We start from the raw sequence: 14,291 nt of genomic DNA, 5'->3' as shown, positions 1-14,291 counted from the left end.
ACTCGGATTGACGGCCTGGCTCCCCAGTGGGCCGGGCGACATCGGCCACCCAACGGGAGATGAAAACGGTTGTCAATTGCAACAGTGGCGACATTTCTCGCGCAGCGCGAGAGATCGTGAGGTTCCGGACGCGGGCGTATCCCGGGCGTGTCCGCGCTCGCGAACGGGCTGAGCGGCGTCGGCGGTCTTGGATGGAGGAGAACATCCCCTCCTCGCGCGACCGGCGTTACCGTCGGGTCATGCCGATCGCCACGTACAGCCTCACCGCGCTCGACTGCCCGGACCCACTCGCGCTCGCCGGGTTCTACAGCCGGATCACCGGTTGGCCGATCGCACCGCAGAAGTACGCCGACTGGGCCCAGCTGGACGCGGGAGGCGCGGGCGCCACGCTCGCGTTCCAGAGGATCGCGGAGGGCGGGTACCGCCCGCCGGAGTGGCCCGGCCAGGATCACCCGCAGCGCGCCCATTTCGACTTCGACGTCCCCGACCTCGACGCCGGGGAGCGCGCCGTGCTGGAGATCGGCGCCCGCAAGCACGACGGGCAGCCGAAGCGGGACTCGTTCCGCGTGTTCCTGGACCCGGTCGGTCATCCGTTCTGCCTGGTCAAGGCCTGACGACAACGGGGAGTGCGCGGCACTCGCGGGCAGTGCAGCACACTCGACCCCCGCCGCTGCCCCGAACCGGGCACCTCGAGCGGCACATCCACCTGACCCGTTCACGATCGGGACGACCGAATTCCAACGACAACGGTTCTCATTATCTACGCGCATCGCCCCGCTGGGGCCTCAGGTCTCCTGCCGTCACGAACCCCGTTTCGGCGGTCGTCCGCAGCGGAGCGCCGAGGTCGGGAGGGGACCCAGGGGTGCCGCGGCTCTGCTCCACGGGCGGCGTCTACGGTTAACCGACAATGATTGTCAATGCAGATATGCGCGCTTGATGATGAGAAGGAGCGGAAGCCATGCCGTTGCTCGGGCTGAGACGCGGTGCCGCGTTCGCCGGCGCCGCCGCCATCGCTGTTGCCGTGGCTGGTTGCGGATCCGCCACCGACGCGTCGCCACCGGCGACGCCAGGTGGCGACACAGCGGCCACCGCGATTCCGGTGGTCGCCTCGACGAACGTCTACGGCAGTGTTGCCCGGGCCGTCGGCGGCGACAGGGTCGACGTCACATCCATCATCGACAGTCCGGACTCGGACCCGCACGAGTACGAGACCACACCTGCTGATGCGGTCAAGGTCGGCCAGGCCAAGGTCGTGATCATGAACGGCGGCGGCTACGACGACTTCGCGTCGAGGCTTGTCGACGCATCGGGCGCCAAGCCGGCTGTGATCAATGCAGTCGACGTGTCGGGGCTCCAGGCTCAGGTGCCTGCTGGCGAGGAGTTCAACGAGCACGTCTGGTACCACCTTCCGACGATCAAGAAGGTGGCCGACCAACTGGCGACGAACCTTGCGGCGGTCGACTCGACCGACGCGCCGACCTTCACGGCGAACGCTGCGGCGTTCAGTGCCAAGATCGATGAGCTGATCGCGAAGCTGGATGCGGTCAAGGCTCAGCACGCGGGGACGAAGGTTGCCATCACCGAGCCGGTGCCGCTGTACATGACCGAGGCTGCCGGCCTGCTGAACGCCACCCCGGAAGACTTCTCCGAGGCCATCGAGGAGGGCACCGACCCGTCTGCCGCCGTGCTGAACGAGACGCTCGGGCTGTTCACCGGTAAGACCGTGAAGGTGCTGCTGGCCAATTCGCAGACCGAGAGCCCGGCCACGCAGCAGGTCGAGCAGGCTGCCACCACGGCGGGGATTCCGGTCGAGGGGGTCACCGAGACGCTGCCGGTGGGTGTCGACGACTACGTGGCCTGGCAGTCGCAACAGATCGATGGGCTCGCCAAGGACCTGGGCGGCGCCTGAGACCAGGCTGTCACCGGGTCGTGGCTGCGTCGCCCTCGCGACTGCGGGTGACGACGGCGACGGCGAGCGCGGTGGTGAGGGGAACCGACGCGACGAGCCCGATGCTGCCCACCAGGGTGCGGACCACCTCCGTGGCGATCACCTGGGTCGTCAGCGTGTCGGTGAGTCCACGTTCAGCGACGCTGAACAGCAGCAGGAGGGGGAGCGCGGCCCCGGCGTAGGCGAGTACGAGGGTGTTCACCGCGGATGCGACGTGGTCACGACCGATGCGCATGGCAGCGCCGAAGAGTGCGATCGGGCGTAGGTGTGGGTCGGCGCGGCGTAGTTCCCAGACGGCGCTGGTCTGGGTGACGGTGACGTCGTCCAGCGCGCCGAGGGCGCCGATCATGAGGCCGGCGAGTACGAGACCGCGTCCGTCGAGGTCGCTACCGAGGGCGTTCGCGAGATTGGCGGTGTCCTCGTCTGCGCCGGTCAGTGACGTCGCGGCGGCGAACGCCGCTCCGAGCAGGCCGATGAGCAGGAGACTGAGCAGCGTCCCGAGCGCGGCGGTCGACGTGCGCGCGGAGAACCCGTGGGCGAGGTACAGGACGCCGAACATGATGGCGCAGCATCCGACAACGGCGACGGCGAGTGGATCGCGGCCGGCGAGGATCGCGGGAAGCATGAACGCGAGCAGCACCACGCCGGTCAGCCCCAGGCCGACGAGCGCCGCGAGGCCGCGCCAGCGTCCGAGCGCCAGCACTGCTGCGGCGAAGACGAGTGCGAGAACCAGCAGTGGCTGGTCGCGTTGGAAGTCGACGATCTGGAACGACTCGGGGTCGGCGGGGTTCTCGCCGGACCACAGCATGATCACGTCGTCGCCGACGCCGAACGCGGCCTCGCCCCGCACGATCGACACCAGGGTGACGATGCTCTGACCGGGCCGTGGCCCGTCGAACATCTCGGTGGTGAGCGCGAGGCAGCCCCGGCCGCCCGGTCTCCCGTCGGCACAGTCCACCTCGGCCGCGGCGGTGACGTGCGCGGACAGCCGTGTGGACTGATCGTTCGCCGAGTGCTGGCGGCCCTCGAAGGGGTAGAGCACGATCAGACCGACCAGAGTGGCGAGGAGGGCCGGCACCAGCAACGCTGTGATCGCGATCCGGACGCGTCGGCCCGCGGGTGCGGCAGGCCCGTGCCCGTGCCCGTGCCCGTGCTCCATCTCGGTCCCGGCGGGCCGGCGCCGGTGCCGGGCGCCTACATACTGCGGGGACGGATCCTCTAGATGCACCGGCCGATCCTCCCGTGCCGGAGCGCAGCCGACGACCATCCGAGGTCGACTGCTCCCGAAAGTGGCTACGGCAGCGGAACCGACGTCCCCAAACGTCCGCTGCTCACCGTTCTGCCCCGGTGGCGACGACGAGGCCGTCGTCAGTTCCGGCGATGATCATCCCGGCGGCGCTCAGCTCGGCAACAAGGATGGACGCCGGCACGATCCACCAGTCGTACTCGGCGGTGGCCTCGTTGAGCGGGGTGTCGCCGTCGAGGGTGCGGTAGGTCATGGTCCATCGGATCTGCTGCGGTCCCGTGGGGACCGCTCGCCCGGTTCCCTCGTAGCGAAGCGTCCCGATCTCGACGGAGAACGGTGGGAACTGCGGGACCTCGACGGCGGTGTCGGGCGGCTGGACGGTGAACGCGACCGGCGCCCCGGGTGCGAGTCGCGCGGCCAACGCCCGGAACAGTGCGGACCGCTCGGCGGGGCTCACGTGTCCGATCATGTGCATGCCGGAGACCGCGGCGATCCGGTCGGGCAGGGGCACCTCGGATGCCCCGCCCGGATACACGGTGACCCGGTCGCGGTCGTTCCTGTCGGCGAGGCGCGCGAGTAGTGCCGCTCGCAGCTGTGGCGACGGTTCGGCGAGGAGAACCGGGGCCCGCGGGATCGTGTCCAGGATGACGTCGGTGCCCAGGCCGGTGCCCGCACCCAGTTCCAGCACGGTTCCGGCGTCGGGATCGGTGCGGGCGAGCACGTCGGCGAGGCGGGTGCGTAGCCCGGTCCACGTCGGTTCGCTGAGGAGGTGCAGGTACTCCGCAGCCGCGTCGTACTCGTACCGGGTAGTCATGGTCACATTATTGCACTTGATATTCATTGTCGATTAGCGGTCGTGGTCGGCTCCGGATGCGGATACGGAATGTGATTCAGACCGGCCGCGACCAGAGTCGGGAGGCGAGGTCCGGTACAAGCAAACCGTCATCGTGACCGAGAGCGCGCTGTGCGACACAAGGAAAGGCCCTCCGAGCCGGTCTAGCAGCTCAGAGGGCCTATTCCTTGATCATTGTCAGTCCAGGTAGTCGCGCAGCACCTGCGACCGCGACGGGTGACGCAGCTTCGACATCGTCTTCGACTCGATCTGCCGGATCCGCTCGCGCGTGACCCCGTAGACCTGCCCGATCTCGTCGAGCGTGCGGGGCTGGCCGTCGGTGAGGCCGAAGCGCAGCCGCACGACACCCGCCTCGCGCTCGGAGAGCGTGGCGAGCACGGACTGGAGCTGGTCCTGCAGGAGCGTGAAACTCACCGCGTCGACCGCGACGACCGCCTCGGAGTCCTCGATGAAGTCGCCGAGCTGGCTGTCGCCCTCGTCGCCGATGGTCTGGTCGAGCGAGATGGGCTCCCGGGCGTACTGCTGGATCTCCAGCACCTTCTCCGGGGTGATGTCCATTTCCTTCGCCAGCTCCTCCGGGGTGGGCTCACGGCCCAGGTCCTGGAGCAGCTCGCGCTGGATGCGACCCAGCTTGTTGATGACCTCGACCATGTGCACCGGGATACGAATGGTGCGGGCCTGGTCGGCCATGGCCCTGGTGATGGCCTGGCGGATCCACCACGTGGCATAGGTGGAGAACTTGTAGCCCTTGGTGTAGTCGAACTTCTCGACCGCGCGGATCAGGCCGAGGTTGCCTTCCTGGATGAGGTCCAGGAATGCCATGCCGCGGCCGGTGTAGCGCTTTGCCAGGGACACCACGAGACGGAGGTTGGCCTCCAGCAGGTGGTTCTTGGCACGTTCGCCATCACGGACGATCCAGCGTAGATCACGGCGGAGCTGGGGGGAGACCTTCTCGCCGGCGTCGATCGACCGGCGCATCCGCTCGGCGGCGTAGAGGCCGGCCTCGATGCGCTTGGCGAGCTCGACCTCCTCCTCCGCGTTGAGCAGCGCGACCTTGCCGATCTGCTTCAGGTAGGCGCGGACCGAGTCGGCCGAGGCGGTGAGCTCGGCGTCCTTGCGGGCCTGCCGCAGTGCCTCCGACTCCTCCTCGTCCCACACGAAGTCGCCGGACTTCTGAGGTGTGGAGGAGCGCTCCCGCTGGGCCGGGCTACGACGGTTGGCACCGGTGTTGGCTACCTCGTCGTCGTCCTCCTCCTCGTCGTCCTCGTCGACGGCGACCTCCGTGCCCTCGGGCGCGTCGGTGACGAGATCGGCGTCGAGCTCGACGTCCACCTCCTCGAGATCCGTGGGCTCGCCATCGAGCTCGACGTCTGCGCCGTCGAGATCGGTGGGCTCACCATCGCCCGCAGGGGTGCCCCCTTTACGGGTGGAACCCCCGCTCTTCTTCGCCGGCGCACCCGTGCGCGACCGCGGCGACTTCGTCGCGGTCTTGGCGGACGCGCCCGTCCGTGAACGGGCACGTGCGGGTGCGGGACTCGTCGTCGTTTCGACGGTCGAGTCGATGCGGGTTGCGGAGTCTGCGGCTGCCACTAGGCCCTCTCGCTACGGTGCGCTCTGCGGTGCGCCGGGACGCGTATGAGATCCGGCTGCAGGTCGAGATGTTGTCGGATACCGCGCCGGATCGCCGTCCTGGTGCTCTCTGGAGGCCATCCCGCATCGGGGTACCGCGTCATTGTAACTGCGTGTGCTCCAGACGTCCGCGCCTCGCCACGGGAAGCGTGGACGATCTGTGTTCAGCCGGGTACACGGACGTCACTCTGTGGGGGTCATATGGTCGGATGATGTCCGTGGACGAGGCCCGTTCGACCGTACCGACCGATACCGGCACAGCATCCGCCGACGACCCGGAAGGGTTGCGGCGCATCGCGGAGCGCCTCGTCACGGAGGCGGCCGAGCACCTTCGGGGGCTCCCCCGTCCGTGGGACGACGACGCCGCAGGCGGGTCGCCCGAGAGCGTCTCCACGAAGAGCACACCCACCGATGTGGTCACCGCGTCCGACCAGGCGCTGGAGAACCTGATCAGGGAGCGGCTCGCGCAGCTGAGGCCCGGCGACGCCGTCGTGGGGGAGGAGTACGGGGGCACCGCCGAGGGCTCGCGCACGCTGTGGGTCGTCGACCCGATCGACGGCACCGTCAACTTCCTCTACGGACTGCCCTGGTACGCGGTGTCGGTGGCGGCCGTGCGCGACGGGGTGTCCGTGGCGGGCGCCGTGATCGAGCCGGCGTCGGGGCGGCTGTGGAGCGCGTCAGCCGGTGGCGGAGCCACCTGCGACGGCAGGCCCCTGCGGGTCTCGGCGGAGTCCGACGTGTCGCTGTCGTTGCTCGCCACGGGCTTCTCGTACCGCGCGGAGCGCAGGGTGCGGCAGGTGGCGATGGTCAGCGGTCTGCTGCCCCTCGTGCGCGACGTCCGGCGCACCGGCTCTGCGGCGCTGGACCTCTGCGCGGTGGCGGCGGGCTGGGCGGACGCCTACCTGGAGCACGGGTGCAGCTGGTGGGACTGGGCCGCGGGTGCGCTCATCGCCACCGAGGCGGGTGCCGTGGTGCGCACCCCCGGCCCCACCGGCAGCACCCCGCCCGACGACGGTCTCGGTGCCGACGCTCTGTTCGCCGCCACTCCCGGCATCGCCCACGAGCTCGCCGCGCTGGCGCGGGAGCACGGGGCCGCCTCGGTGTGACCCCGGCGGAGCGGGCCACCTCCTAGCAGCTCGCGGAGCGGGCCTCCTCCAGCAGCGACGGATCCACCGTCGGCGGGGCGGGGGCCGCATCGGCCGCGTTCGGGTCGGCGTTGGCGGAGCCGTCCGTGCCCCCGCTCGGGCCCTTCGACAGCTGGTCGAGCACGTCCTGGGCCGCCCGCTGGGGGTTGAGGTCGCCGAACGCGGTGCCCACCGCCACGTCCACCGTGTTCTCGGTACGCGCGTCACGCACCAGTTCGGCGCAGGGGATCACCAGCGCCACCGTGCTCGCCGCGGCCTCCCCGGCCGGGCCGAAGCGGACCTGGCCGATGCACTCCAGGTTCTCGTCCGGGTAGAAGGGGTCGTTGTCCGGGGGCGCCGCCTCGCCGAAGCCGAGGTCACCCAGCTGCGCGGCCACCAGGTTGGCCTGCCCGCGTTGCCCGCCCGCGTTCAGCACCCGCACCTGGACCGACGACGGCGCGACCGGCGGCACCGCGTTGATGACGTCGGCCGGCACCGGCTGGCCGGGGGGCGGCCCCGCGACCGGCGGCGGGCACTGTGCGGTGCCCGCCGGTCCGGAGGCGTTCACCAGCACCGTCGCCCACGTCGCCACCGCGGCCACCGCCAGCACCGTCACCAGGATCAGCACCGGGGTGCGCCTGCGGCGCTGGTAGGGCCGGGGACGTCGCATCGTTCCGTTCGCCATCACGCCGCCAGTCCCTCGGCGAGTACGTGATGTCCCAGCGCCACCAACGGGTCCACGCTGCCCTCCAGCCCTTCTGCCATCGACGCCGGCACCATCCCCGCGCGGACCCGCGCCAGGATGCCGGCGAGCACCACCGCCAGCTTGAACGCCCCGAACGCCACGTACCACGGCAGGGGGGACAGATCGAGGCCCGTGCCCGCGGCGTAGGCCCGCGCGATCTCGGGACGCCCGAGGAACCCGGGAAGCTGCGTGGGGCTCGGAATGTGCTGCGCCGCACGCCAGGCCGGATGGTCGTCGGCCTCGCGCCAGTAGACGAGGAGCAGCCCGAGGTCGGCGAGCGGGTCGCCGAGCGTCGACAGCTCCCAGTCGAGGACGGCCCGGATGCGCCCCGGGTCGCCGGCGTCGAACAGGCAGTTGTCGATGCGGTAGTCGCCGTGCACGATCGTGTGGCGCTGCGTGGTGGGCAGCGCCCCGGCCAGTGCCTCGGCGAGCCGGGTCAGTTCGGTGACCGTCTTCTCCTGCACCGGGATCCCGCCGTCGCGGGCCTTCTCCCACTGGGTGACCCAGCGCCGCACCTGACGCGCCAGGAACCCCTCCGGCCTCCCGAAGTCGCCGAGCCCCACCGCTGCGGGGTCGATCGCGTGCAGCGCGACCAGCACGTCGACCAGTGCCTGGCTCGCCCGCCTGCGCTCGTCCTCGGTGGTGGCCCAGCCCGGTGGCAGCTCGCCGAGGGGGACGACACCGTCCACGAGTTCCATCACGTAGCAGGGTGCGTCCACCGGGGGCCCGCCCGCCGACGACGCCAGCACGCGGGGGACGGGAACGGGGGTGCCCGCCAGCGCGGAGATCACCCGCTGCTCCCGTCCCATGTCGTGGGCGGTGGCCGCGACCTCGCCGACCGGCGGGCGGCGCAGGACGACGGCCCCGGCCGGGCTGTCCACCCGATAGGTCAGATTCGACCGGCCACCCCCGATCGGGCGGAGCGTGCTGTGGTGCCACGCGGGGTCATCGAGGCGCTCGGCCAACCAGGCGCCGACAACAGTCGCATCCGCCCCGGGATGGGTACCGGGGACGGCTCGCGAATCGTCGGTGACGTCGCGGTTGGAGGAGAGTGCCACGACGGGCACCCTAACGGCCGCACCAGAGCACGGCGGGGCACCGGGCGCGTGTCGAGGCCCTGAGCTACCCTCTGCGCCCCGGGGGCAGTCCGAGCACTTGACGGCGTTATATCCGATCCAGTCGCGGCCCGGGTTGAGCTGAGACGCGCGTCACACCAATGCGGGGCACAAAGCCCTGCGCTGCCGCGTTGACCAGCCGCACGATGACGACAGGTGTGTTAAGAGGGTGGGAACGATGGCGACCGACTATGACGCGCCGCGGCGCAACGAGACAGACGACCTGGCTGAGGACTCGCTCGACGAGCTGAAGGCCCGGCGGAACGAGGCACAGTCGTCCGTCGTCGATGTGGACGAGTCGGACACCGCGGAGAGCTTCGAGCTGCCCGGTGCCGACCTGTCCGGCGAGGAACTGACGGTCAAGGTGCTGCCGAAGCAGGCCGACGAGTTCACCTGTGCCAGCTGCTTCCTGGTTCACCACCGGAGCCGGCTGGCCGAGAGCAACGGCTCGCAGTACATCTGCCGTGACTGCGCCGCCTGACGCACGTGCACTGCTGTCGGGCGGCGCGGTGACAGCCGCCTGACCTGCGAGGCGCCGGGTTCCTGTCCGGCGTCCCGTGGTGGCGCTCCGGAGAGGACGTCACCCGATCGACACGGCCCCGAACCGGTTCTCCGGTCCGGGGCAGAGTCGTTTTCGGGGTCGTCCCCGGGACCGCCGTCGTCACCTCTGCAGGGCTGTGATCAGGGCTTCCGGGTCGCGAACGCTGAAGACCCAGTAGGGCGTGGGGTCGTCGGGGTCGGTGATCTCCACGCGAACGACGGGGCGCACCCACGCGCGGAGCATCAGAAACGCCGTCGGGTCCAGCTCCGGACCCAGCGCCTGCTGCTTGTTCTCCTTGGGCACGATCTCCGCGCGACCGACGTAGCGCAGTGGGATCCGGGCCTGGCCCACCTGCAGCTCCGTCGCCGTCACCTGGATGCGCATGCGGCCGAGCCAGAACAGGATGATCACCAGTAGCGGGACGAAGACCGCGTACCCGATCCACTCCCGGACTCCGGGGTAACCCATATGGATCTCTGCGCCGAGCAGCACCCCCACACCGATGGCCGGCAGGTACCACCACAGGGGTACGGACAACCGCTCGTCGAACCGGGGACTGCCGGACGTCGCAGGCGCGCCCGCCGACGGATGCTCGCTCACGGGAGCCGAGGGTAGCGTCGCCCGTCGTGCCCGGCCCTGTCGACGCTCCTCAGCATGAGCCGCTCATCGCATCGCCGGCAGCCGCGCTGCCCGGATCCCCGGTCGAGGTGCTCCTCACCCGGCTCGACCCGGAGCTGCCCGTTCCCTCCTATGCCCGTCCGGGTGACGCCGGGGTCGATCTGCGGTGCACGGCCGACGTCGTCCTCCCTCCCGGCGAGCGGGCAGTGGTCGGCACCGGCGTCGCGATCGCGCTGCCCGTGGGCTACGCGGGGTTCGTCCATCCCCGATCCGGCCTGGCCGCACGCACAGGGCTCTCGATCGTCAACGCACCGGGCACTGTCGACTCCGGATACCGGGGCGAGATCCTGGTGTGCGTGATCAACCACGATCCCCGCGAGGAGCTGCGGCTGCGCCGCGGCGACCGGATCGCGCAGCTCGTCGTGCAGAAGGTCGAGCAGGTGCGGTTCGTCGAGGTCACGGCACTGCCGGCGTCCGAACGCGGGGCAGGTGGCCACGGCTCCACGGGGGGACACGAGCGACTGGGTTCCGGAGAGGCGCTGTAGTGGCCCGGCGGAACCGCGCGGCCGTCGCCACCAAGGCGGCCGCTGACGAGCTACGCACGGGTGGTGCGCTCGCGCTCGAGCCGCGGGACGACGACGTGCCGTTGAGCGGCCCGTACGACGGGGACGACCTCGACCCGGAGATCACCGACGCCGCGGGGGTCGTCGACTTCGGCGCGGTGCGGGTGCCGGTGCCGAGCCAGGGCACCGTCGCCGTCGAACCCACCGCCAACGGGCGGATGCAGGCCGTGCACGTCGCGCTCCCCGAAGGCAGGCTCTCGGTCAGCGCGCTCGCGGCGCCCAAGTCGTCCAAGCTGTGGCCGGAGCTGGCGCGCGAGATCGACGCGTCGCTGCGCGAGGGCGGCGCCACGGTGCGGTCGTTCCAGGGGCAGTGGGGCCGCGAGCTGCACGCCACGTCCGGCGCCGCGAAGTCGGTGTTCGTCGGGGTGGACGGCGCACGGTGGATGCTCTACGGCGTGGCCACCGGGCCCGCCAACCACGCCGAGACGCTCGACGCGGAGCTGCGCCGGATGCTGCGCGCCACCGTCGTGGTCCGCGGGCGCTCGCCCTACCCGGTGCGCACCGTCCTGCCGCTGGTGGTGCCCGAGCACCTCGCCGAGGCCATGGCCGCGTCCGAGGCCGCGAAGGCCGCCGCAGCGGCCACGGACGCCGCGCCGTCCACGCCGCCCGCCGCCCCGACGGACCAGGCCGCCCCACCGGCTCCCGCAGCGGCCGCACCGCCCGCCGCGGCCGAGCCTCCGGTGGAGGAGTGGGCCGCCGCGGAGCCGGCCGCCCAGGAGGCCCCGCGCGCCTGGCCGTCCCCTGCTCCTCGCCTGCCTGCTCCTCGCCCGCCCGCTCCTCGCCGCCGGCCCACCGGAGTCCCGGCCGAGGAGGCCGCGCCCGCCGCCTGGCAGCGGAACCCGACCGCAGCTCCCTCGGATCAGGAGGCCGGCGCACCGCTGTGGGCCGACCCCGTCCAGCGCATCGCCGACGCCGAGGAGGCCGCCCCTGCTCGGCGGTCCGGCTTCGACGAAGCTCCCACCGAGATCTGGGGGCCCCTGCCGTCCGACCCGGCGGAGCACGGTGTCGCGGACGCCCGGTCCACCGGATCGTGGCCCACGGAGGCGTGGCGGTCCCCCGAGCCCGACCGCGTGCAGGAGTCGGGTGACCGCTGGGCGGCAGCCGAGCCGACCTCGTCGGGCACGGGGTTCCTGGAGGGCTTCCCCACCCAGCCGTGGGCGTTCGACCCTCGCCTGGAGGATGCGGCGGCCCCGGAGGCGTGGTCGCCCGCCCGCGAGGACCTGCCCGGGCCCGCCTTCTACGAGGAGGACGTGCCGACCGACCCGTGGCCGCTCGCCGACCGCTACCGCGTCGAGCCGACCCCCGTACCGGGGGAGCGGTCGTGGCCCGGCACCGCGGCCTCGAACGGGTACGCCCACCCGGACGACCGCGCTCCCGAGGGCGACGCCGTCACGGGCACGGGTGGCCGGCGTCGCCTCGTCGAGCCGGTCGAACCGCGGCCGGCCCGGCGCGCACCCGATCCTGCCGACGCCGTTCCGCCGGCTGCCCTGCGCCGTGACCCCGACGAGCCGTACCGCCCCGCGACCGGGGAGTACGCGGTGCCGATGGAGTACGGGACACCGACCGGGTACTTCGAGGCGCCGGCCGAGTACGCGGCGCCGGTTGACCATGGCAGGCGTCGGGCCGCGGAGCCGGAGCCGCTGACCCGGGTTTTCCCGGCGCTCGGCGCCGCATCCGCCGGAGGTGGCCCGCTTCCGGGTGAGACCTCCGATGCCCTGGCCCGGCCCGCTCGCGGCAGGCACGCGGCACCGGACCCGGGCGACGAGACGTCCGAGACGATGCCGCTGCAGGTCTTCGTCGCGCCCTCCGACACGGAGCGGCCCTCGGGACGGCACCGGCGGCCGGACGAGTAGGTCGTGCACGGGATCGCCCGGACGGGCCGCCGTACTACGGGACGGGCGTCCTGGCCGCATCCGCCCGGGCGCCGGCCCGCGCGGCGCGCAGCCATCCGAGCACGGCGGCGCGGCCGAGCACGGCCGGGTCCGCGCCGAACACCGCCAGCTCCGCGCTGAGCAGGACCGCGCGGGGAAGCAGCGCGCGCCAGTGCTCGGCCACCGCGAGCGGGTGCACGGGATCGTCGACGAGCGCCGCCAGCCCGACGGGCACGTCCAGCGACCGGAGGGCGCTCGCGTCCGGGGCCGGCTCGGCCGCCGCCGCATCGAGCGCGGCGGCCAGCCCGGTGCCGTACCGCTGCCACGCCCTGGCCAGCTCAGCGGCCAGCCACGGCGGCGAGCCCGCCTCCGCCGTCGCCACGGCCCCCGCCACTCCGCTGTCGCGCACGCACGCCGCGGTGGCCCGGGCGGCCAGTGCCGCAGGGGCGTCGCCGGGCTGTCCGGTCCACGCCGGCAGTGCCAGCAGCAGCCCGGCAGGCCCGGGTCCGCCTGCGGCCCGACGCTGCGCGGCCCACGCCGCGGCCACGTGGGCGCCGAGGGAGATGCCGCCCACCAGAACCGGGCCGGGGCGCTCCAGCGCCGCGTCGAGCGCGGCGCGGTACCCGTCGATCACATCACGTCCGTGCCGCGGGGCCACGGCCTGCAGTTCGACGCCGAGCGCGCCCAGCGGGCCGGCGAACACCGATCGGACGAACACCTCGTCCGAACCGGATCCGGGCAGCATCACAGCCCGCACCGTTCACCCCCGCCGCACGGCCCCGGACGAAGGGCTCGATACGCTCACATGGCGGCGTGCAGTCACACGTCGCCAACGTTTCCAACGCGTTACCCTGGTGACGTTAACGGCGCCCGACGGTGGGCGCTACCAAGCTGGGGGAGACATGGCCGGCACCGATGGCGGAGCGTTCCGCCGCATGTTGCGCAGGCTGACGAGCGACGTCGAGGTACTCGACGCCGTGGACCTGTCCGAGGACGCGGAGAAGTCCGGAGCGCAGCGCGCATCGGAGTGCGCGTGCGGTCAGGAAGTCACCGTGCTGGGTAGGTTGCGAAGCGTCGAGTTCTGCCCGCAGGATGCCGAGGCCTCTCTCCGGGCCGAACTGTTCGACGGCAGCGAGGGCATTACCCTCATCTGGCTCGGTCGCCGGCGGATCGCGGGTATCGAGCCAGGACGCACGATGCGGGTACGCGGGCGGCTCGCCGTGCGCGACGGCCGTAAAGTGCTCTACAACCCGTACTACGAGATCTGTCAGGCCCAGACACCGTAGGGCCCCGATCACCCTGGGAGCGCAGTGACCGCAGGTCCACCGCCCGACTCTCCGGACGGCACCGGCAGGCCGCCGCGCGAGTTCCCCACCCTGCTCGAGCAGATGGGGGGCGTGCAGGGCATCGTCGCGTCCACCATCCCGGTCGGCGTGTTCGTGGTCGTCAACCTGCTGTTCGCGCTGCAGGCCGCGCTGATCGCGGCCATCGTGGCGGGCGTCGCCATCGCGGCGTGGCGCATCTCGCGCAAGCAGGCGCTGCAGCCGGCCGTGTCGGGGCTGTTCGCCGTCGGCGTCGCCGCGTTCCTCGCGTACCGCACCGGGGAGGCACGCGCCTTCTACCTGCCGGGCCTGCTGTTCAGCGCCGCGCTCGGCCTCGCGTTCCTGGTGTCGGTGCTGGTGCGCTGGCCGCTGGCCGGCGTGGTGTGGCACGGCATCAACGGCGACGGCCAGGGCTGGCGCCAGGACCGCCGGATGCTGCGGGCCTACACGCTGGCGAGCCTGCTCTGGACCCTCGTCTTCGCCGCCCGCGTGGTGGTGCAGGGACTGCTCTACAACGCCGACGAGGAGACCTGGCTCGGTATCGCGCGGCTGGCGATGGGCTACCCGCTCGTCGGAGTGGCGCTGCTCGGCACCTTCTGGGCGGTGCGCCGCGCCCGCCGTGCCCCGGCGCCCTCCACGCCCTGACCGGCGCTCGC

General features: G+C 72.1%; 15 protein-coding genes. 8 read left to right on the top strand and 7 right to left on the bottom strand.

Annotated elements, in window-relative coordinates; translation table 11 throughout:
• Nucleotides 1-239: 239 nt before the first annotated feature.
• Nucleotides 240-614, top strand: coding sequence for a VOC family protein (locus tag AC5L35_RS31140; RefSeq protein ID WP_495063302.1), 375 nt, complete (start codon nt 240-242; stop codon nt 612-614).
• A 344-nt stretch (nt 615-958) separates the two neighbouring features.
• On the top strand, nt 959-1,909 hold the full coding sequence (locus AC5L35_RS31135) for a metal ABC transporter solute-binding protein, Zn/Mn family (protein WP_495063301.1): 951 nt from the start codon (nt 959-961) through the stop codon (nt 1,907-1,909).
• 10 nt (nt 1,910-1,919) lie between these two features.
• Here AC5L35_RS31135 and AC5L35_RS31130 read toward each other — a convergent pair whose 3' ends face one another.
• The 3 genes from AC5L35_RS31130 to AC5L35_RS31120 form a co-directional block, all read right to left on the bottom strand.
• Nucleotides 1,920-3,176: a YibE/F family protein gene (locus AC5L35_RS31130; protein WP_495063300.1), complete on the bottom strand. Its 1,257-nt coding sequence runs from the start codon at nt 3,174-3,176 to the stop codon at nt 1,920-1,922.
• Nucleotides 3,177-3,279: 103 nt separating this feature from the next.
• Nucleotides 3,280-4,008, bottom strand: coding sequence for a class I SAM-dependent methyltransferase (locus AC5L35_RS31125; protein ID WP_495063299.1), 729 nt, complete (start codon nt 4,006-4,008; stop codon nt 3,280-3,282).
• 216 nt (nt 4,009-4,224) lie between these two features.
• Entirely contained in the window at nt 4,225-5,637 is a 1,413-nt protein-coding gene (locus AC5L35_RS31120) for an RNA polymerase sigma factor (protein WP_495063298.1), read from the bottom strand.
• A 251-nt stretch (nt 5,638-5,888) separates the two neighbouring features.
• Between AC5L35_RS31120 and AC5L35_RS31115 the strand changes: the two genes are divergently transcribed.
• A complete protein-coding gene (locus tag AC5L35_RS31115; RefSeq protein WP_495063297.1) occupies nt 5,889-6,782 on the top strand; it encodes an inositol monophosphatase family protein in 894 nt (297 codons plus the stop codon).
• A 22-nt stretch (nt 6,783-6,804) separates the two neighbouring features.
• Here the strand turns inward: AC5L35_RS31115 and cei are convergent, their stop codons facing one another.
• Both cei and AC5L35_RS31105 read right to left on the bottom strand, forming a co-directional pair.
• A complete protein-coding gene (gene cei, locus AC5L35_RS31110; protein ID WP_495063296.1) occupies nt 6,805-7,485 on the bottom strand; it encodes an envelope integrity protein Cei in 681 nt (226 codons plus the stop codon).
• Nucleotides 7,485-8,603, bottom strand: a complete 1,119-nt coding sequence (locus tag AC5L35_RS31105; RefSeq protein WP_495063295.1) for a phosphotransferase family protein — start codon at nt 8,601-8,603, stop codon at nt 7,485-7,487. Before AC5L35_RS31105 ends, cei begins: the two co-directional genes overlap by 1 nt.
• A gap of 235 nt (nt 8,604-8,838) precedes the next feature.
• Here AC5L35_RS31105 and AC5L35_RS31100 point away from each other — a divergent pair, with 235 nt between their 5' ends.
• The gene (locus AC5L35_RS31100) at nt 8,839-9,141 is read left to right on the top strand and encodes a DUF4193 domain-containing protein (RefSeq protein ID WP_169396904.1); all 303 of its coding nucleotides are present in this window, start codon (nt 8,839-8,841) and stop codon (nt 9,139-9,141) included.
• 180 nt (nt 9,142-9,321) lie between these two features.
• Here the strand turns inward: AC5L35_RS31100 and AC5L35_RS31095 are convergent, their stop codons facing one another.
• The gene (locus AC5L35_RS31095) at nt 9,322-9,801 is read right to left on the bottom strand and encodes a DUF3093 domain-containing protein (RefSeq protein WP_495063294.1); all 480 of its coding nucleotides are present in this window, start codon (nt 9,799-9,801) and stop codon (nt 9,322-9,324) included.
• A gap of 86 nt (nt 9,802-9,887) precedes the next feature.
• Here AC5L35_RS31095 and dut point away from each other — a divergent pair, with 86 nt between their 5' ends.
• A complete protein-coding gene (gene dut, locus AC5L35_RS31090) occupies nt 9,888-10,364 on the top strand; it encodes a dUTP diphosphatase (RefSeq protein WP_495063373.1) in 477 nt (158 codons plus the stop codon).
• Complete coding sequence (locus AC5L35_RS31085; RefSeq protein ID WP_495063293.1) at nt 10,364-12,295, top strand: DUF3710 domain-containing protein; 1,932 nt, start codon at nt 10,364-10,366, stop codon at nt 12,293-12,295. The genes dut and AC5L35_RS31085 overlap by 1 nt, the downstream gene beginning before the upstream one ends.
• A 34-nt stretch (nt 12,296-12,329) precedes the next feature.
• Here AC5L35_RS31085 and AC5L35_RS31080 read toward each other — a convergent pair whose 3' ends face one another.
• Nucleotides 12,330-13,058 (bottom strand): alpha/beta hydrolase, encoded by a 729-nt coding sequence (locus AC5L35_RS31080; RefSeq protein ID WP_495063372.1) that lies wholly within the window; start codon nt 13,056-13,058, stop codon nt 12,330-12,332.
• A gap of 157 nt (nt 13,059-13,215) precedes the next feature.
• Here AC5L35_RS31080 and AC5L35_RS31075 point away from each other — a divergent pair, with 157 nt between their 5' ends.
• Together AC5L35_RS31075 and AC5L35_RS31070 are read left to right on the top strand one after the other, a co-directional pair.
• A complete protein-coding gene (locus tag AC5L35_RS31075) occupies nt 13,216-13,599 on the top strand; it encodes an OB-fold nucleic acid binding domain-containing protein (RefSeq protein ID WP_169399542.1) in 384 nt (127 codons plus the stop codon).
• Between the two features lie 24 nt (nt 13,600-13,623).
• Nucleotides 13,624-14,280: a DUF3159 domain-containing protein gene (locus tag AC5L35_RS31070; RefSeq protein ID WP_495063292.1), complete on the top strand. Its 657-nt coding sequence runs from the start codon at nt 13,624-13,626 to the stop codon at nt 14,278-14,280.
• Nucleotides 14,281-14,291 lie beyond the last annotated feature (11 nt).

This window comes from Pseudonocardia sp. OZ21 (assembly GCF_059359135.1).
Note: the sequence above shows the minus strand (reverse complement) of the source record. Positions and strands in the feature narration are given on the sequence as shown.